The organism is Cytobacillus sp. S13-E01, from assembly GCF_029193815.1.
GTDB lineage: Bacteria > Bacillota > Bacilli > Bacillales > Bacillaceae_L > Bacillus_BV.
Genome location: NZ_JARFVC010000019.1, coordinates 1 through 17,611 on the forward strand (window position 1 = coordinate 1; position 17,611 = coordinate 17,611).

A 17,611-nucleotide genomic window follows, 5' to 3' on the forward strand; every position below is an offset into this window, starting at 1 on the left:
CGTCAGACTTTCGTCCATTGCGGAAGATTCCCTACTGCTGCCTCCCGTAGGAGTCTGGGCCGTGTCTCAGTCCCAGTGTGGCCGATCACCCTCTCAGGTCGGCTACGCATCGTCGCCTTGGTGAGCCATTACCTCACCAACTAGCTAATGCGCCGCGGGCCCATCTATAAGTGATAGCAAGAAGCCATCTTTCAATAAAAGACCATGTAATCTCTTATATTATCCGGTATTAGCTCCGGTTTCCCGAAGTTATCCCAGTCTTATAGGTAGGTTGCCCACGTGTTACTCACCCGTCCGCCGCTATTCTTAGAAAGCAAGCTTTCTAAGAACCGCTCGACTTGCATGTATTAGGCACGCCGCCAGCGTTCGTCCTGAGCCAGGATCAAACTCTCCAATAGAGTTGAACTAGCACATGGAAGTGCTGACATCGATGTTGTCACAGGACGTGACGTTCTTAATCGGTGTTCATTACTTCGTTTTTTAAAACAAACATTGACGTTTGTGTTGTGTTCAGTTTTCAAAGAACTTTTTTACAATATCGCCTGTAAGCGACTTTATTAATATAACATGGCCGTTATAATTAAATCAACCATTTTTTAAATGTTTTTGCTGTTTAAAAAAAACGTAACAGCGACTTTTATTACTATATCAAGATAGAATTTAAAAGTCAATACTTCAAATTGAATTTTATTCATGTATTTTATATTGTCATATGGAGTTAGTGTAATTATAATTCTACTCCACTTACTAAGAAAAGCTGTCCATAAAATCTGAACAGCTTTTCACTTCTATTTATGAACCGTTTCTCCTAACTTTTTTTACTCTAATATATTTGGTGCATTCACTTGGTGATGCAATCTTTCTAAATAAGTTAAATAAAATCTGATACCTTTCTTCCATTGCTCTTTTTACTATATGATCAATCCTTGGTTCTTCAATATCATGGAGAATTTCCTCCATCTCACGCTTCAATACATATTCTATCTCTTTCATTTCTTTATAATTTACCAATAATCCAAGCATATTTTCACCTCAACATTAATTTAATTCTAGTTATTTCCATAAATATAAATTTTATGATTTTTTTATCTACTACAAGCCAATTCATTCATATATTAGATTGACAAGCATACTATGTAGACAAGGACAGTTAAGTATTCAGGAGGGGGCTTTATGAATTTTTTCTTTATCTTAAATGGTAAAAAGGTTAAGCAAACTATGATCATTCTGGTTGCATCATTCTTCACTGCAGGCATTTTATATATAGAAAACGGCTTGCTTTTTCCAGTGTTCTCAACCGCAGATGGTCCAAAGGCAATTTATAAAGGAGAACAGGCAGACAAGAAAATTTCACTTACCTTCGATATTAGCTGGGGTGATACAAAGGCACTGCCTATTCTTGATCAATTGAAAACTGAAGGAATTAAAAATGCCACATTTTTTTTATCAGCTTCATGGGCTGAGAGACATCCTGATATCGTAAAACGTATTATCGAGGATGGTCACGAAATTGGAAGTATGGGTTATCAATGGAAAAATTATCTTGAACTCGAGGATACAAAGATTAAAAAAGATCTCTTACAAGCACAGGAAGTTTTTAAAACTCTAGGGGTGAAAAAGGTTAACCTAGTTAGGCCACCAACAGGAAACTTTGATAAAAGAGTATTAAAAGTAGCTAATTCGCTTGGCTTTACTGTTGTTCATTGGAGTATCGATTCAAAAGATTGGACAAATCCCGGGGTTAATAAAATCGTCGAAAACGTTACGACTAAATTGAAGGGTGGAGACATAGTACTACTTCACGCATCTGATTCTGCAAAGCAAACAAATCAGGCATTACCTGCAATCATAAAAACATTAAAACAAAAAGGATATACCAATTCATCTATCTCAGACATCATCGCAAATGCTGATGCGAAAAGCGAAGAAATTAAGTAGTCACAACAAAGAAGTTAAATGAATAAGAAAAGCCGGCTGGAAGGTTGTTCTTTACCTTCCGGACGGATTGGCTTATACCATAGAGTCGATGGAGCCCGGAGCTAGACACTAAAACTAGGTACAAACTTTTATACTTTCTTATCTTTTAAAAAAGGCTGATCTCGAGGATCAACCTTTTTTTGCATTTGTAGCAGTGTTTAGCCTGTGAAGTATAAGGAGTTGGTATGCATTACAAATTAATAGTGGTAGCAACATTAGATATAACCAGCTTTCTTCATTAACTCTTAACGCTGGAAACCACTCAATGGTTGTCACTACATACATAAAAAAGAGTGCCGGAACAAATGCGTGTTTATTCGTTTGTTTCATTTTGTAATAGGCAATAACTAAGGACAAAAGTAATAGTAAAAGTGCTGTACCTATATAGGAATTTAAAGATTCTCCTTTAGTTGCAAAGACCTGATAACGGAAATAGACCAAATCAAAGAATACAAATGCTATTAGCACTAACTGAACTGGATTCCATAAACTGCGAAAAATTCCTAATCCAAAACGGTGTACAGTTAAATAAGCAAAAAAGCCCATTTGGCTAATTATACTAAAAATAAATCCTACACCAATTAGCCATAGTAAAATAGAGAGTATCTCAATGAGATCAAAACTTACAAAAAGTTCACTATACTCGTCCCATTTCACAGCGAAGCCGACAATCGCAGTACTTAACGCTCCGACTAGGAGTGTAGAAATAAACAATCGAACCCAATTTCGACTATTCACAGTGTTATCCTCCACCTTTAAGATAAATTTTACTTAATGATTGTACCAACCAAAGCAATAAAATGCCAGTTATACACGAAGTTTCAATGCATAATTTTATTGTAAAATCTCATATTAAGGATAAGGGATTTTTGAAAGGAGCTTATAGATATGAAAAAAAGGATGTCGCTCCTCATATTTAGTTGCTTTCTAATAATTATTGGGTGTGCCCCTAGAGAACAAGGAAATCAACGCTTGGATTATGAAGAAACAAAAAAGATGGTTGTAGATATACTCAAAACCGATGATGGAAAAAAGGCTATAGATGAAATTCTGACTGACGACAAAATGCAGCAAAAATTAGTAATGGATCAAGCTGTTGTAACTAAATCAATTCAAGAGACATTAACATCAGATAAGGGAGCAGAGTTTTGGCAGAAAAATTTTGAGGATCCAAAATTCGTCGAAAGCTTTGCTAAGAGTATGCAAAGTGAACACGAAAAGATTATAAAAGAACTAATGAAAGATCCCGATTACCAAAAGATGATGATGGAAATTCTTAAAAACCCTGAAATGGAAGAGGAAATGAATAAAGTTCTTCGTAGCCAAGAAATGAGAGCTCATATGCAAACCGTAATCACCGAAACACTTGAAAGTCCGCTTTTCAAAGCAAAGATGCAGGAACTTCTTATTAAAGGCGCTGAAGAAATACAAACTGAAAAAGCCGAAAAGAAAGAAGAAGGCGGCGGAAAAGAAAGTTAATAAGAAAAGCGCAGGGCGCCCGGAGCTAGACACTAAAAACTAGGTACAAACTTTTATACTTTCTTACCTTTTAAGAAAAGCGCAGGGCGTCCGCCTATAGGAGCGTCGATTAAAACCCGCCACGTCCTGTGGCATTGTCGACACTTGCACATCGTGTGCTTCGAAGACTTCGCCGAAAGAAGCGTTCTTTGCTTCTATAGGAGGAGTTGAAGTTTCCCCTCGTTTCTAGGCGCTGGAGCTAGACAGGCTTATGCCATAGAGTCTGGCGCCCGGAGCTTGACACTAAAACTAGGTACACTTTCTTATCTTTTCAAAAACACCCAGTCATTGACTGGGTGTTTTTGATTTTATAGTGAGCTTACTATCTTTTTTGCAATATCCAAGTATTCTTTTCCTACACGATGATCAACATCGTATACAGAAGGTGCAAAGTCATCTTCGTTCCAATCAGGTTGCTGCAAAGGAAGCTGTCCAAGTAGAGTTGTGTGTAGTTCCTCTGCTAGCTTCTCTCCCCCACCCTTACCGAATACATATTCCTTTTCGCCGGTAACTTTACTTTCAAAGTAAGACATATTCTCAATAACACCAATTATTTCGTGGTCTGTACGCAGGGCCATCGCACCCGCTCTCGCAGCAACGAATGCTGCAGTAGGATGTGGTGTTGTAACAATAATTTCTTTACAAGAAGGAAGCATTGTATGAACATCAAGTGCTACATCCCCTGTTCCTGGCGGAAGGTCTAAGAGGATATAATCTAATTCGCCCCATTCAACGTCATTGAAGAAATTATTCAACATCTTTCCAAGCATTGGTCCACGCCAAATGACTGGTGAATTATCTTCTACAAAGAAGCCCATTGAGATAACCTTAATGCCAAGTCTCTCTACCGGGACAATCTTCTCTCCTCGTACTACAGGACGTTTGGTAATACCCATCATATCCGGAACACTAAATCCATAAATATCTGCATCAACCAAACCAACCTTCTTGCCCAATCGCGCTAATGATACAGCTAGGTTTACAGATACAGTTGATTTTCCTACTCCACCCTTACCACTTGCGATTGCAATAAAGGTAGGTTCATTACCTGGAGATAACGATGAATTAGAGCCTTGCCCTGCATCACTTTTATGCTTCGCTAGCTCTTCCTGTGGTAAATCGGTAAATCGTAGTCCTACTGATTCAGCCCCTGCTTCCTTCAACTTAGCTACAATAACACCTTGTAACTGCATTTGCTCAGCAGTACCTGTTTTAGCTAGTGCAATTTTTACACTCACATGGTTTTTCTCTTCTTTTATCTTTATTTCTTGAATACCGTTTGTTTCTGCTAATGTTTTATGTAGAAATGGATCTTTTAAATTGTGTAGTACTTGTACTACGCTTTGTTCAGTTAACATTATATGCACCACCTATAAAATGAATTAGTTTTCAATAGTATATCACATTAGTCCAAAGCTAGAGTGTGATGAAGCTCATACCTTTTGCTATGAGCAATTCCTAAGAAAAGCGCAGGGTAACCGCATATCGGTCCGTCGATTAAAACCCGCGACGTCCTGTTGCGAACATCGACATCAGCACACTCTGAGCAAGTCAAGCGTAAGCTGAGCTGGCTTGGAAGGTTGTTATTTAACCTTCCGGATTGGCTTATACGATAGAGCCTATGGTACCCGGAGCTAGACACATACTAGGTACAAAATTTTATACTTTATCTTAATACAAAATGGCTCAACTTATAAATTCTGATAATACAAAAAAATAACCTCCACTTAGTCTGGAGGATTTGTTTCATTTGAAGCATAACGTAATATACCCCTATATATGGATGCAGCCACCTTTTCTTGGTAATGCTCTTGTACTAATAATTGTTTTTCAGTTTCATTTGATAGGAAACCAACTTCGACAAGCGCTCCCGGTTTATTTGCATTTTTTAAAAGATAGACGCTATTAATGCTTTTTGCCTTGCGTGATGTATTTTCTAAATTTGTACGTAGCTCATCTTGAATATATTTTGCTAGGTCTTCATTTTCTTTATATGTGCGATAATAAAATGTTTGGGCTCCACTCCACTTTGGTGAAGGTATTGCATTTAAATGTATACTTATAAATAAATCAGCATCAGATTCATTAATTAGATTTACACGTTTTTTTAAATCCTCAACCTTACGCCGGCTATAGCCCCTAGTACTTTCTGTTGCGAGGTCTGTGTCCGTTTCACGTGTCATAATGACTAGTGCGCCTTGCTCCTGCAAGAAATCACGGATTTTTAGTGTGATCTTTAATGAAATGTCTTTTTCGAACAGGTCACCACTATCGGCACCGCCATCTGGACCACCATGACCTGGATCTAAAACGATAATCTTCCCTGTTAACGGCAAATTCCAAGGGTTTAATGAATCATTATCTAAAAACTGATATTGAAATAAAACAAATAATAATATAAATCCGGTTATAAATCCTCCGATTTTTAACTTTTTCTTCACTTCTTCCCCCTCCTGCTAGTCCCTTCTATTAACTATATGGGACAAGAAGAAAGTTTATGTTAAATTTAATGTAGTCTAAGTCGATATCTTTTTTCGCTCTTATAAAAGCCCTCTACCCACCATTGATCAACATAATGCTCACAGGTATAATATAATGATTCATTAACAAAGTCATTGTCACCAATTTGTCCCCAATACGTCAAAAAATCAAATAAGGTGTCTGTTAAATACTTCTCTTCAAAATAGCATCTATTTTTAACTTGCTCGAGGGATTCCCCATGGTAGCCGAATTTACCGTATTTGGATCCTACTAAATACGCCTCGATGGCAATATCTACACAGCCATCCTCGATTGCACGTGCAAACATGCCATTTCTAAAAAGACTTCCAAATTGCTCATTTACACCTTTCTTTAACACCTCTAACGAGAGTTCCCGTAACATTTTTCTCTCATATGTGATTTGTTTTTCTCTACGTTTATCTTTAAAAGTTGTAATTACATTCATAGCGTGTAATCCCCCCTTCTTTAACTAGTTTCTTACTGCCCTTACTGAATATACGTGTACTTAGATGGCAATTTTGAGTAACTAATGTAAATATAAGGAGTAATTTTGCATAGATTATAGCGAAATCCAAGCAAATAAGAAAAGCGCAAGGCGCGCCCGCTTATCTGTGCGTCGATTAAAACCCGCCACGTCCTGTGGCGAATATCGACATCAGCACATCCTGTGCAAGTCAAGCATAAGACGGTTTATTCAAGATGGTGGTTTTTTCCTTCTTAAAGGAAATGGCTTATGGCCTCAGGTCCGATGGCGCCTGGAGCTAGACGTAGATAGACAGAGACACGAAGTTATACACAACCTTACAATTTTATAAATTCCTAAACAAATAAAAAACCAGCCAAAGGACTGGTTTTTTGTATAAACGAAAATTAACGTTTTGAGAACTGTGGCGCGCGACGTGCACCTTTAAGTCCGTACTTCTTACGTTCTTTCATACGTGCGTCACGAGTTAATAGGCCTGCACGTTTTAGTGTTCCACGGTATTCAGGATCAACTAAAAGTAATGCACGTGAGATACCATGACGAATTGCTCCAGCTTGGCCAGTATAGCCTCCACCTTTAACACTTACAAGAATATCATAGTTACCTACTGTTTCAGTTGCATTAAGAGGTTGTTTAACAACTTCTCTTAATGCCTCAAATGGAATATAATCTGCGATATCACGATTATTGATTACAATGCGTCCGTCGCCAGGAACTAAGCGTACACGTGCTACAGAGCTCTTACGACGACCAGTGCCATAATATTGTACCTGTGCCAATATAATACCCTCCTTATTAATTAACCGCGAAGTTCGTAAACTTCAGGTTGTTGTGCTGTATGTGGATGTTCGCTACCGCTATAAACATGTAGCTTTTTGAACGTTTGACGACCAAGAGAATTCTTTGGAAGCATACCTTTGATAGCAAGCTCTAACATTTTCTCAGGGTAGTTTGTGCGCATTTCTAATGCTGTTCTAGACTTTAATCCACCAGGGAATTGACTGTGACGGTAGTAGATTTTGTCTGTTAATTTCTTTCCTGTTAATTCAATTTTCTCAGCGTTGATGATGATTACATTATCACCAGTGTCAACATTTGGTGTGAAAGTTGGTTTGTTTTTACCACGTAAAATTGCTGCTACTTCACTTGCAAGACGACCTAAAGTTTGACCTTCAGCGTCCACAACGTACCATTTACGCTCTATATTATTGGCATTTGCCATAAACGTCGTACGCATTAGTTTCCCTCCTAATTATAATAAACTTGGTTTATTTCAACACGATTAATTCCGGGGCTAATCGTGGGGTTAAAATACATACCATAGGATATGATATAACTTTGTACAGATAATGTCAAGAAGATGTTACACCAGGATTAGTTGTCATAGTGAACTTTCCATAAATAAAGCCCATGACCTGGGGCTGTTTTCCCAGCAAATCCACGGTTCTTTTGTGCTAAAATATTTTTTATCTCTACAGGCATGGTTTTTTTTTGCCCAACTTCCAGAAGAGTTCCAACTATTATTCTCACCATATTATAAAGGAAACCATTGCCGACAAATCGAAAGATCAGCTCATCCTCTTCTTTATAATAATCGATCTCAAAAATTGTCCGAACCTTATCCTTAACTTCTGTTTTCGCCGAGCAAAAGCTAGTAAAGTCATGCTCACCTAACAAATATATTATTGCTTCATCTATTAAATCTAGGTCTAAAGGATAGGGGAAATGATAACTATAATGCCTTTTAAAGACATCCTGATCAGCTGAAGTAAGTAGCTTATAACGATACTCTTTCGATTGCACATCAAATCGAGCGTGAAACGCCTCATTTACTTTCTCAATATGAACTACAGCTATATCTTTTGGTAATAGTGAATTAAGAGCTTTCTTCCATCGATCAACAGGAATTGTTAATGATGTATCAAAGTGAATGACTTGTCCAACAGCGTGAACAGTTGCATCTGTTCTTCCTGATGCAACTACCTTTATTATATTCCCCTTATGAAGCTTAGATAGTGTATTCTCAATTTCTAATTGTACAGTCCTTTTATTTGGCTGTAATTGGTATCCTGAAAAAGCAGATCCATCATAAGAAATAATACATTTTAAACGTTCCATAAATCTACCCCATTATCCACGTAATAGAAAAAGACAAACGGCTGTAAGAAAAAGTAAGGATAGTATTGCAGTATCGATTATTCCCCATTCGAGTTTGCGGTACTTCGTTCTACCTTCCCCACCCCGATAGCCTCTAGCTTCCATTGCGGTTGCTAAATCTTCAGCACGCTTAAAGGAACTAATAAACAAAGGGACTAATAGAGGTACGATTGCTTTTACTCGATCTTTTATTGGACCACTTGTAAAGTCTGCTCCACGGGCAGATTGAGCTTTTATTATCTTCTCTGTCTCCTGCATTAGAGTAGGAATGAATCGTAAAGATATAGACATCATTAAAGCTAATTCATGTACAGGAAGACCTATTCTTTTAAATGGTGATAATAAAGCTTCCATTCCATCCGTTATTTCAATAGGTGTACTCGTCAGTGTTAATAACGTGGTCATTAATATTAAGAATAAAAACCGTAGCGCGATAAATATCCCCTGCTTAAGTCCCTCTTCATAAATATCTAACCAGCCTAACGAGACTATAATATCTCCCCCTTTGGTCATAAATATTTGCAACAAAAAGGTAAAAATAATAATCCATAGTATTGGTTTTAATCCTGCAAGTAGAAAGCGGATATGAATACCGGTAAGAAAAACAATTGTAAATGTTATCGTTCCCAAAAATGCATAGGTGATAAAATTGTTTGCTAAAAAAACAATAAAAACATAGAAGAAAATCATTAAAAGTTTGGCACGGGGGTCCATTCTATGAATAAGAGAAGTGCCAGGAACATATTTACCTATTATCATGCTCTGCATTACTACGCTTCACCTCTTACTAAAGTCTGGACAGCTTTTACAAGATCCTCTTGATTTATACATGGAGAAGAAAGGGTCGTACCAAACTTCTGCTCTAGTAATACCTTAAAGCGAACGACCTCTGGAACATCCAAGCCTACTTTAACAAGTTTCTCAGTTTCTGAAAACACCTCTAATGGTGAGCCTTGTATCATTATAGTCCCTTTATTTAATACAATAATATCATCAGCATATAATGCCGCATCCTCCATGCTATGTGTAACTAGAATGGTAGTTATATTTTGATCCTGATGGAGCTTATAAAATAAATCCATGATTTCTCTTCTACCTCTAGGGTCTAATCCAGCAGTCGGTTCATCGAGCACTAACACCTCTGGTTCCATTGCTAATACCCCCGCTATTGCAACTCTTCTCATCTGCCCCCCACTTAAATCAAAAGGAGACTTCTGTAAATACTCTTCAGAAAGGCCAACCATCTCAATTACTTTTCTTGCTTTTTCTCTTGCATCTTTTTCTGAAACCCCAAAGTTCATTGGTCCAAAACATATATCCTTCTCTATTGTTTCTTCAAATAACTGATGTTCGGGAAATTGAAAGACGATGCCTACCTTTTTTCGGAGCTGTTTCAAATCTTTTGGTTTCTTTGTTGGGTCTATCGTTTGCGTACCTATCGTAATAGATCCAGAAGTAGGCTTTAACAACCCGTTTAAATGTTGTAGAATTGTAGACTTACCTGACCCAGTATGACCGATTATTGCAACGTAAGAGCCTGAAGAAATGGCAGAATTAATATCATATAAGGCAAGGCGTTCAAAGGGTGAATGAGGTTGGTATTTATGTTCTAATTTATTAAACGTAATGTCCATAATTCATTCACCAAATCCTCTTCATTTAAATGATATTTCGTAATTGGTATTCCATTTGCCCTTAATACTTTACTAAGCTTCACTGAAAACGGAATGTCTAAACCAATCGCAACAAGTTCTTGATCAAGTGTAAATATATCCTCTGGAGTCCCCTCTGCATAAATCTCACCTTTTTTCATTACAATGATACGATCAGCCTTTGCTGCCTCATCTAAGTCATGTGTAATAGATATAACAGTCATATTTGTCTCTTCTTTAAGTTTGCGTACTATTTTAAGTACTTCCTCACGCCCTTTGGGATCTAGCATAGATGTCGCTTCATCTAAAATAATTAATTCAGGCAAAACTGCAAGTACTCCTGCAATGGCCACTCGTTGTTTTTGACCACCTGAAAGGTTATGGGGTTCACTATCGATAAATGTTTCCATTTTAACCATTTTAATTGCTTTATCCATACGTATTAACATCTCTTCTCGAGGAACACCATTATTTTCTAATCCAAATGCAACGTCATCTCTAACGGTGGTCCCTACAAATTGATTATCTGGATTTTGAAAAACCATCCCAATTTTTTTTCTAATTTCCCAAATTGAGTCTTCCGTTAGTAGTGTACTACCCACAGAAACAGTTCCTCTTTGAGGTAACAACAGGCCATTAAGAATCTTAGCCAATGTTGATTTACCTGAACCGTTATGACCAACGATTGCTAGCCATTCACCTTTAGTGATAGAAAATGATACATCTTTTAACGCATAGCCTGAATCGTCGTATTGAAAAGATAAACGATCAACTACAAGTATGCTTTTTTCCATCCCCATACTAATCTACCCTCTCTATTCTAACTTAAAAAAACTATGATCGCATAAACAACCAAAAGTTAAAACAACAAGTTCTACCAAATAATTCTACACTCTACTCTACTAAACGTTGTTGAAAAAGTCACTACATCTATATGGCCTCAAATGAAAAACTGATATTCCTTTTATGAAGGAAGGATTAATAGCCAAATAAAAAAGGGCATAGAACAAGTTTATTTAAACTGTCCCGCCCTTATAATTTTTAAAAGTAAATAATTAAACTAGTTCAATAATAACCATTGGTGCACCATCGCCACGGCGAGGTCCAAGTTTCATAATACGAGTATATCCACCTTGGCGCTCCTCATAGCGAGTAGCAATATCACTGAATAGTTTTTGAAGTGCATCTTGACCAGACTCAACGTTTGCAACTTCATTACGGATGTAAGCAGCTGCTAGACGACGAGCATGTAAGTCACCACGTTTACCTAAAGTAATCATTTTTTCAACAACTGAACGTAATTCCTTCGCACGAGCTTCAGTCGTTTGAATACGCTCATTGATAATTAAATCAGTTGTAAGATCACGTAGTAATGCTTTACGTTGTGAACTTGTACGTCCTAATTTACCATATGACATCAGTATTTCCCTCCTTTGTTGAAACAATTAATCCGAAGATTAAACAAGAAAATGCCTAGTTAGCGAGATGCGTAACTAGTCATCTTTACGTAAGCCTAAACCTAAATCCTCAAGCTTAGCCTTAACTTCTTCTAATGATTTTCGACCAAGGTTACGAACCTTCATCATATCTTCTTCTGTCTTATGAGCAAGTTCTTGAACAGTATTGATACCTGCACGCTTTAAGCAATTATAAGAACGGACTGAAAGATCAAGTTCCTCAATTGTCATTTCTAGAACTTTTTCCTTTTGGTCTTCTTCTTTTTCTACCATAATTTCCGCGTGTTGGGCTTCATCAGTTAGTCCAACAAAAATATTCAAATGCTCAGTTAAGATTTTAGATCCAAGAGCAACTGCTTCTTTTGGACCAGTACTACCGTCAGTCCATACATCAATTGTTAACTTATCAAAGTTCGACACTTGTCCTACACGTGTATTTTCAACTTGATAGGTTACACGTGATACAGGTGTATAGATAGAATCAATAGGAATAACACCTATTGGTTGATCTTCACGTTTATTAGCAACAGCTGGGCTGTAACCACGACCTCTTCTAGCAGTGAGTCTCACGCGAAAATGTGCATCTTTTGCTAAGTTAGCAATATGAAGGTCAGGATTTAGAATTTCTACGTCACTATCGTGAGTAATATCTGCTGCTGTTACTGATCCTTCACCCTGTACATCAATTTCGAGCGTCTTCTCTTCATCAGAATAGATTTTAAGTGCCAGCTTTTTCACATTTAAAATGATAGATGTTACATCTTCTACGACGCCTTCAATTGTTGAGAACTCATGCAGTACACTATCTATTTGAATAGAAGTTACAGCGGCACCAGGGAGAGAAGATAATAGGATACGACGCAAGGAGTTACCCAATGTTGTACCATATCCACGCTCGAGTGGCTCGACCACGAATTTACCAAACTTGGTATCTTCGCTGATTTCAACCGTTTCGATTTTTGGTTTTTCAATTTCGATCATTTATAAACCCTCCTTCAAAACGTCGAAACCCCGGCTAGATTCATCTTTTCTATATATCTAACCGAAATTCCCTATAAGTAAGTTCCCGAATGTGCACAACAACTGATTAATAATTCTGTAAGAACTTATAAATTACTTTATCATAACCCATTATAGACATGGATACAAAATCTATACAGAAAAATTAAACACGGCGACGTTTTGGTGGACGGCATCCGTTATGAGGAACTGGAGTTACGTCTTTAATTGCTGTAACTTCTAACCCTGCTGCTTGAAGGCTACGGATTGCAGCTTCACGACCAGCACCAGGACCTTTTACAGTAACTTCAAGAGTTTTCATACCATGATCAACAGAAGCTTTTGCAGCAGTTTCAGCAGCCATTTGGGCAGCGAAAGGTGTAGATTTACGAGATCCTTTGAAACCTAAAGATCCAGCACTAGACCACGCAATTGCATTTCCATGAACATCAGTAATTGTAACAATTGTGTTGTTGAATGTTGAACGGATATGAGCTATACCAGCTTCAATATTCTTTTTCACACGACGTTTACGAGTATTCGTTTTACGTGCCATTGTCTAATTCCCTCCTTTACTATTTTTTCTTATTTGCTACAGTACGGCGTGGACCTTTACGTGTACGAGCATTGTTTTTTGTATTTTGACCACGAACAGGTAATCCGCGACGGTGACGAAGACCACGGTAAGAACCAATTTCGATTAGACGCTTAACGTTAAGTGAAATTTCACGACGAAGGTCACCTTCTACTTTAAGACGATCAATTACTTCACGGATTTTTCCTAATTCTTCTTCAGTTAAATCACGAACGCGTGTATCTGTAGAAACACCAGCCTCTGCAAGTACTTTTTGAGCTGTAGTTGTTCCGATACCATAGATATATGTTAAAGATATTACTACACGTTTTTCACGTGGAATATCAACACCAGCAATACGTGCCATTTATACGTACACCTCCTTGTATATTAGCCTTGTTTTTGTTTATGTTTCGGGTTTTCACAAATAACCATTACTTTCCCTTTTCTACGAATAACTTTACATTTTTCGCAGATAGGCTTAACAGATGGTCTCACTTTCATTTTTCAAACCTCCTCGATAGTACGGAGTGCATTTATTTGAATCGGTACGTAATTCTACCGCGTGTTAAGTCATATGGTGATAATTCTACCGTAACTTTGTCGCCAGGTAAAATGCGGATGAAGTGCATACGAATTTTACCAGATACATGTGCTAATACAGTGTGACCATTTTCTAATTCAACCTTAAACATTGCGTTAGGTAATGTCTCTGCAACAGTACCTTCAACTTCAATTACATCGTCTTTAGCCATCGAATTGTTCTCCCTTCTTCAAATCAGTAACGTGCTCATTGACAAACTTCATTAACGAAAACGCGAGTTTACCGTTTGTCACACGACCAGTTTCATTAATACTGCTCTGAACTTCCGGAGATACGCAATTAAAAAATTCAAGATGATTAATGTTTTTCTTCTTAGGATTATTGAACTTCCGCTTATCCCCATCTGCTAGTAAAACGAAGCGTTCATCGAGAATTTCAATAATTACGGTATACTGTCCAGCATCTCTGCCCCCCGTAATCAAAACAAACTGACCTATGCGTGGACTCAAATCAGATTCGCGCAAAACTTATCACCTTCACTTAGGCTTTTGTTAGGATCTCGTACCCTGTATCAGTAATAGCAATTGTATGTTCAAAATGAGCACACCTTTTACCATCGACTGTTACAACAGTCCAGTTATCAGCTAACGTTTTCACGTATCGACTACCTGCATTCACCATCGGTTCAATTGCAAGTACCATTCCTGGCTTTAATCGTGGCCCCTTATTTGGCGGACCATAATGAGGAATTTGTGGATCTTCATGCAAGTTTTGCCCAACACCATGACCAACATACTCACGTACGATTGAAAAGTTATGGGCTTCGGCAAATGTTTGAATTGCATGAGAGATATTGGAAAGTCGCTCACCAGGTTTTGCTTCATTTAAACCTTTATAAAGTGATTCTTCGGTAACCTCTAGGAGTTTCTGATTTTCTTCTGATATAGTACCAACTGCATATGTCCATGCTGAATCACCATGGTATCCATTATACTTAGCACCGATATCAATACTAATAATATCCCCATCGCAAAGCACTCGATCACCTGGTATCCCGTGTACTAGCTCTTCGTTTACAGAAGCGCAGATGCTTCCGCGAAAACCATTATACCCTTTAAAAGATGGTATTGCACGATGCAAAAGGATAAACTTCTCAGCAATTGCATCTAATTCTTTTGTCGATATTCCAGCTATAATATGTTTTTGCAATTCTTGATGAGTAAGAGCAACGATTCTACCAGCTTCACGCATGATTTCAATCTCACGTGCAGTCTTACATATGATCATTTGTTCAAATCTCCAAGAAGAGCTTGCACGTCAACAAATACATTATCTATATGTTGCCTGCCATTTATATTACGAAGATACCCTTTAGTTTCATAAAAAGCAAGAAGTGGCTTAGATTGTTCTAGATTAACCTCGAGTCTGTTACCCACTGTCTCTGCATTGTCGTCAGCGCGTTGATATAATTCTCCTCCACACTTATCACAAACCCCAACATTCGCAGGTGGGTTAAATACTAAATGATAGGTTGAACCACAACTCTTACAAATACGGCGTCCAGTTAAGCGCTCCATCAGGATGTTTTCATCAACGTCTATGTTAATCACATAGTCAATTGACTTACCTAAGTCAGTAAGTATTTCCTCAAGAGCTTCTGCTTGTGCAACAGTACGTGGAAATCCATCAAGTAAAAAGCCTTTTTCACAATCATCTTTACTTAATCGTTCACGAACAATTCCAATCGTAACTTCATCTGGAACTAAGTTACCTTGATCCATAAATGATTTAGCCTTCAATCCTAGTTGTGTTCCATCTTTTATCGCAGCACGGAACATATCTCCTGTTGAGATATGAGGGATTGAATAGTTATCAACAATTCGTTCAGCTTGAGTACCTTTACCAGCACCAGGAAGCCCCATTAATACTAAGTTCATGATTGTTCCCCCTCAGTCTCTTATATTCAGGTTCTGGGAACTAAGATTCCCAGTACCATTTATTTAATAAAGCCTTTGTAATGACGTTTTACAAGCTGACTTTCAAGCCCTTTCATCGTTTCAAGCGCAACACCAACAACGATTAGTAAACTTGTTCCACCAATTTGTGCAGAAGGTGGTAAATCAGCAAACTTTATAAAGAATACAGGAAGAACTGAAATTGCTGATAAGAATATCGCACCAACAAAAGTAAGTCTATAAAGAATACGTGTTACATATTCCTGTGTGTTCTTTCCTGGCCGAATGCCTGGAATATATCCACCTTGCTTCTTTAGATTTTCTGCCATTTGTTCTGGGTTTACCTGAACAAATGTATAGAAATACGTAAAAGCGACAATTAGTGCAACATAAATTATCATTCCGACCGGTTGTGTATAATCGAATGTTCTTTGAATCCATAATGTAACATCATTTTGGCCAAAGAACGAAGCGATAGTTGGTGGAGTTATGATAAATGAAACTGCAAAGATTACTGGAATAACTCCTGCTGCATTTACTTTAAGCGGTAGGTGAGTTGAATGACCACCAACTGGGCTATTCGCAACTACACGCTTAGCATATTGAATCGGAATCTTACGTAATGCTTGTTGTATAAAGATTACTCCAACAACGATAGCAATAACAGCTAATAGAAGTAAAATGACAGTAACAATACGAAGGAATAGTTGATCCCCTGCATCTCCAAATTGCTGAGCATAAATTTGATTCACTGTAGTAGGAATAGCAGCCACAATCCCTGCAAAGATAATGATAGAAATACCATTACCTACTCCTTTTGCAGTAATCTGTTCGCCTAACCACATTAAAAATGCAGTTCCTGCAGTTAATACTGTAGCAATAAGCAAATAGGTTCCTATACCGGGATTTTCTATTAATTGTCCGCCAGCTAAATTATTGAAACCGTAAGACATACCAAGTGCCTGGATAAATCCTAGCACAATTGTACCATAGCGTGTAAACTGAGCTAATTTACGTCGACCAACTTCACCTTGCTTTGACCATTCTGTAAACTTTGGCACAACATCCATTTGTAATAATTGTACAATGATGGATGCTGTAATGTATGGCATAATTCCCATTGCAAGAATAGAGAAGTTATATAATGCGCCTCCACCAAATGTGTTCAGAATACCAAACACATTCAATTCATCGCTCATTTTCAAAACATCAGCATTAACACTAGGTACTGGTATGAACGTACCAATTCTAAATATAACTAACATTAGAAGGGTGAATATGATTTTGTTTCTTATATCACCCACGCGCATAAAATTGGAGATTGTCTGAAACATTAAATCACCTCAGTTTGACCGCCTGCAGCTTCAATAGCTTCTTTTGCGGCAGAGGAAAATTTATGAGCTCTCACATTAAGTTTCTTTTCAAGAGTTCCTTTAGCAAGAACTTTCACGCCAGCATTTAGTTTACTAATTACACCAGTTTCAAGTAAAAGTTCTGGTGTAACTTCAGTACCGTCTTCAAAACGATTAAGGGTCTCTAGGTTAACAACTGCAAAGTCCTTGCGGTTAATGTTAGTGAAACCACGTTTAGGTAGACGTTGGAATAAAGGTGTTTGACCACCCTCAAATCCTGGACGAACACCACCACCAGAACGAGCATTTTGACCTTTATGACCTCTTCCAGCCGTTTTCCCGTTACCAGAACCTGTACCACGACCTACACGGTTACGTGTTTTACGAGAACCTTCTGCTGGTTTTAATTCATGAAGTTTCATTTGGGCACCTCCTTATTT

Annotated in this window: 24 protein-coding genes and 1 rRNA gene; 2 read left to right on the forward strand and 23 right to left on the reverse strand. The window is 37.7% G+C overall.

The genetic code is table 11. From position 1 onward, the window contains the following. Positions 1–398 (reverse strand): 16S ribosomal RNA (locus tag PY093_RS12640); the annotation flags it as partial. A gap of 394 nt (positions 399–792) precedes the next feature. Then, a complete protein-coding gene (locus tag PY093_RS12645; RefSeq protein ID WP_275646235.1) occupies positions 793–1,023 on the reverse strand; it encodes a hypothetical protein in 231 nt (76 codons plus the stop codon). A 150-nt stretch (positions 1,024–1,173) separates the two neighbouring features. Between PY093_RS12645 and pdaB the strand changes: the two genes are divergently transcribed. Then, a complete protein-coding gene (gene pdaB / locus PY093_RS12650; protein WP_275646236.1) occupies positions 1,174–1,938 on the forward strand; it encodes a polysaccharide deacetylase family sporulation protein PdaB in 765 nt (254 codons plus the stop codon). Between the two features lie 168 nt (positions 1,939–2,106). On the opposite strand, the gene PY093_RS12655 is transcribed toward pdaB, so the two are convergent. Then, positions 2,107–2,715 (reverse strand): KinB-signaling pathway activation protein, encoded by a 609-nt coding sequence (locus PY093_RS12655; RefSeq protein WP_275646237.1) that lies wholly within the window; start codon positions 2,713–2,715, stop codon positions 2,107–2,109. A gap of 150 nt (positions 2,716–2,865) precedes the next feature. On the opposite strand from PY093_RS12655, the gene gerD reads away from it, so the two are divergent. Further along, complete coding sequence (gene gerD / locus PY093_RS12660) at positions 2,866–3,456, forward strand: spore germination lipoprotein GerD (protein ID WP_275646238.1); 591 nt, start codon at positions 2,866–2,868, stop codon at positions 3,454–3,456. 347 nt (positions 3,457–3,803) lie between these two features. Here gerD and PY093_RS12665 read toward each other — a convergent pair whose 3' ends face one another. The 20 genes from PY093_RS12665 to rplO all read right to left on the reverse strand — a co-directional run bounded on the left by PY093_RS12665 (position 3,804) and on the right by rplO (position 17,593). Continuing rightward, complete coding sequence (locus PY093_RS12665) at positions 3,804–4,853, reverse strand: Mrp/NBP35 family ATP-binding protein (protein WP_275646239.1); 1,050 nt, start codon at positions 4,851–4,853, stop codon at positions 3,804–3,806. A 369-nt stretch (positions 4,854–5,222) separates the two neighbouring features. After that, on the reverse strand, positions 5,223–5,936 hold the full coding sequence (gene cwlD, locus PY093_RS12670; protein WP_275646240.1) for an N-acetylmuramoyl-L-alanine amidase CwlD: 714 nt from the start codon (positions 5,934–5,936) through the stop codon (positions 5,223–5,225). Between the two features lie 65 nt (positions 5,937–6,001). Beyond that, positions 6,002–6,442 (reverse strand): YbaK family protein, encoded by a 441-nt coding sequence (locus PY093_RS12675; protein ID WP_275646241.1) that lies wholly within the window; start codon positions 6,440–6,442, stop codon positions 6,002–6,004. A gap of 425 nt (positions 6,443–6,867) precedes the next feature. Next, positions 6,868–7,260, reverse strand: a complete 393-nt coding sequence (gene rpsI, locus PY093_RS12680) for a 30S ribosomal protein S9 (protein ID WP_275646242.1) — start codon at positions 7,258–7,260, stop codon at positions 6,868–6,870. 20 nt (positions 7,261–7,280) lie between these two features. Beyond that, a complete protein-coding gene (gene rplM / locus PY093_RS12685; RefSeq protein WP_275646243.1) occupies positions 7,281–7,718 on the reverse strand; it encodes a 50S ribosomal protein L13 in 438 nt (145 codons plus the stop codon). Between the two features lie 137 nt (positions 7,719–7,855). Continuing rightward, complete coding sequence (gene truA / locus PY093_RS12690) at positions 7,856–8,599, reverse strand: tRNA pseudouridine(38-40) synthase TruA (RefSeq protein WP_275646244.1); 744 nt, start codon at positions 8,597–8,599, stop codon at positions 7,856–7,858. Between the two features lie 12 nt (positions 8,600–8,611). Next, on the reverse strand, positions 8,612–9,406 hold the full coding sequence (locus PY093_RS12695; protein WP_275646245.1) for an energy-coupling factor transporter transmembrane component T family protein: 795 nt from the start codon (positions 9,404–9,406) through the stop codon (positions 8,612–8,614). 2 nt (positions 9,407–9,408) lie between these two features. After that, positions 9,409–10,272, reverse strand: a complete 864-nt coding sequence (locus tag PY093_RS12700; protein ID WP_275646246.1) for an energy-coupling factor ABC transporter ATP-binding protein — start codon at positions 10,270–10,272, stop codon at positions 9,409–9,411. Next, positions 10,248–11,084, reverse strand: a complete 837-nt coding sequence (locus PY093_RS12705) for an energy-coupling factor ABC transporter ATP-binding protein (protein ID WP_275646307.1) — start codon at positions 11,082–11,084, stop codon at positions 10,248–10,250. Before PY093_RS12705 ends, PY093_RS12700 begins: the two co-directional genes overlap by 25 nt. Before the next feature lie 261 nt (positions 11,085–11,345). Next, positions 11,346–11,708, reverse strand: a complete 363-nt coding sequence (gene rplQ / locus PY093_RS12710; protein WP_275646247.1) for a 50S ribosomal protein L17 — start codon at positions 11,706–11,708, stop codon at positions 11,346–11,348. 75 nt (positions 11,709–11,783) lie between these two features. Next, the gene (locus PY093_RS12715) at positions 11,784–12,728 is read right to left on the reverse strand and encodes a DNA-directed RNA polymerase subunit alpha (RefSeq protein WP_275646248.1); all 945 of its coding nucleotides are present in this window, start codon (positions 12,726–12,728) and stop codon (positions 11,784–11,786) included. A gap of 184 nt (positions 12,729–12,912) precedes the next feature. Then, a complete protein-coding gene (gene rpsK / locus PY093_RS12720) occupies positions 12,913–13,302 on the reverse strand; it encodes a 30S ribosomal protein S11 (RefSeq protein ID WP_275646249.1) in 390 nt (129 codons plus the stop codon). A gap of 19 nt (positions 13,303–13,321) precedes the next feature. Further along, positions 13,322–13,687 carry a 30S ribosomal protein S13 gene (gene rpsM / locus PY093_RS12725; RefSeq protein ID WP_275646250.1) on the reverse strand — a complete coding sequence of 122 codons (366 nt, stop codon included), beginning with the start codon at positions 13,685–13,687 and terminating at the stop codon, positions 13,322–13,324. 23 nt (positions 13,688–13,710) lie between these two features. Next, complete coding sequence (gene rpmJ / locus PY093_RS12730) at positions 13,711–13,824, reverse strand: 50S ribosomal protein L36 (protein ID WP_003156543.1); 114 nt, start codon at positions 13,822–13,824, stop codon at positions 13,711–13,713. Between the two features lie 32 nt (positions 13,825–13,856). Next, positions 13,857–14,075, reverse strand: coding sequence for a translation initiation factor IF-1 (gene infA, locus PY093_RS12735; protein WP_010285101.1), 219 nt, complete (start codon positions 14,073–14,075; stop codon positions 13,857–13,859). Continuing rightward, positions 14,068–14,388 (reverse strand): KOW domain-containing RNA-binding protein, encoded by a 321-nt coding sequence (locus PY093_RS12740; protein ID WP_275646251.1) that lies wholly within the window; start codon positions 14,386–14,388, stop codon positions 14,068–14,070. The genes infA and PY093_RS12740 overlap by 8 nt, the downstream gene beginning before the upstream one ends. A gap of 16 nt (positions 14,389–14,404) precedes the next feature. After that, a complete protein-coding gene (gene map / locus PY093_RS12745) occupies positions 14,405–15,151 on the reverse strand; it encodes a type I methionyl aminopeptidase (protein ID WP_275646252.1) in 747 nt (248 codons plus the stop codon). Then, entirely contained in the window at positions 15,148–15,801 is a 654-nt protein-coding gene (locus tag PY093_RS12750) for an adenylate kinase (RefSeq protein WP_275646253.1), read from the reverse strand. The genes map and PY093_RS12750 overlap by 4 nt, the downstream gene beginning before the upstream one ends. Before the next feature lie 59 nt (positions 15,802–15,860). After that, on the reverse strand, positions 15,861–17,153 hold the full coding sequence (secY, locus tag PY093_RS12755; RefSeq protein ID WP_275646254.1) for a preprotein translocase subunit SecY: 1,293 nt from the start codon (positions 17,151–17,153) through the stop codon (positions 15,861–15,863). After that, a complete protein-coding gene (gene rplO, locus PY093_RS12760) occupies positions 17,153–17,593 on the reverse strand; it encodes a 50S ribosomal protein L15 (RefSeq protein WP_275646255.1) in 441 nt (146 codons plus the stop codon). Before rplO ends, secY begins: the two co-directional genes overlap by 1 nt. Positions 17,594–17,611: the final 18 nt, after the last annotated feature.

Excerpts from the sequence above, each read along its gene's own strand:
- rplQ (WP_275646247.1), bottom strand. The coding sequence starts at position 11,708 with ATGTCATATGGTAAATTAGGACGTACAAGTTCACAACGTAAAGCATTA.
- PY093_RS12750 (WP_275646253.1), bottom strand. The coding sequence starts at position 15,801 with ATGAACTTAGTATTAATGGGGCTTCCTGGTGCTGGTAAAGGTACTCAA.
- rpsK (WP_275646249.1), bottom strand. The coding sequence starts at position 13,302 with ATGGCACGTAAAACGAATACTCGTAAACGTCGTGTGAAAAAGAATATT.
- rplM (WP_275646243.1), bottom strand. The coding sequence starts at position 7,718 with ATGCGTACGACGTTTATGGCAAATGCCAATAATATAGAGCGTAAATGG.
- rpsM (WP_275646250.1), bottom strand. The coding sequence starts at position 13,687 with ATGGCACGTATTGCTGGTGTTGATATTCCACGTGAAAAACGTGTAGTA.
- PY093_RS12715 (WP_275646248.1), bottom strand. The coding sequence starts at position 12,728 with ATGATCGAAATTGAAAAACCAAAAATCGAAACGGTTGAAATCAGCGAA.
- PY093_RS12645 (WP_275646235.1), bottom strand. The coding sequence starts at position 1,023 with ATGCTTGGATTATTGGTAAATTATAAAGAAATGAAAGAGATAGAATAT.
- infA (WP_010285101.1), bottom strand. The coding sequence starts at position 14,075 with ATGGCTAAAGACGATGTAATTGAAGTTGAAGGTACTGTTGCAGAGACA.
- rplO (WP_275646255.1), bottom strand. The coding sequence starts at position 17,593 with ATGAAACTTCATGAATTAAAACCAGCAGAAGGTTCTCGTAAAACACGT.
- rpmJ (WP_003156543.1), bottom strand. The coding sequence starts at position 13,824 with ATGAAAGTGAGACCATCTGTTAAGCCTATCTGCGAAAAATGTAAAGTT.
- truA (WP_275646244.1), bottom strand. The coding sequence starts at position 8,599 with ATGGAACGTTTAAAATGTATTATTTCTTATGATGGATCTGCTTTTTCA.
- secY (WP_275646254.1), bottom strand. The coding sequence starts at position 17,153 with ATGTTTCAGACAATCTCCAATTTTATGCGCGTGGGTGATATAAGAAAC.
- pdaB (WP_275646236.1), top strand. The coding sequence starts at position 1,174 with ATGAATTTTTTCTTTATCTTAAATGGTAAAAAGGTTAAGCAAACTATG.
- map (WP_275646252.1), bottom strand. The coding sequence starts at position 15,151 with ATGATCATATGTAAGACTGCACGTGAGATTGAAATCATGCGTGAAGCT.
- PY093_RS12705 (WP_275646307.1), bottom strand. The coding sequence starts at position 11,084 with ATGGAAAAAAGCATACTTGTAGTTGATCGTTTATCTTTTCAATACGAC.
- PY093_RS12695 (WP_275646245.1), bottom strand. The coding sequence starts at position 9,406 with ATGCAGAGCATGATAATAGGTAAATATGTTCCTGGCACTTCTCTTATT.
- PY093_RS12665 (WP_275646239.1), bottom strand. The coding sequence starts at position 4,853 with ATGTTAACTGAACAAAGCGTAGTACAAGTACTACACAATTTAAAAGAT.
- PY093_RS12700 (WP_275646246.1), bottom strand. The coding sequence starts at position 10,272 with ATGGACATTACGTTTAATAAATTAGAACATAAATACCAACCTCATTCA.
- gerD (WP_275646238.1), top strand. The coding sequence starts at position 2,866 with ATGAAAAAAAGGATGTCGCTCCTCATATTTAGTTGCTTTCTAATAATT.
- PY093_RS12675 (WP_275646241.1), bottom strand. The coding sequence starts at position 6,442 with ATGAATGTAATTACAACTTTTAAAGATAAACGTAGAGAAAAACAAATC.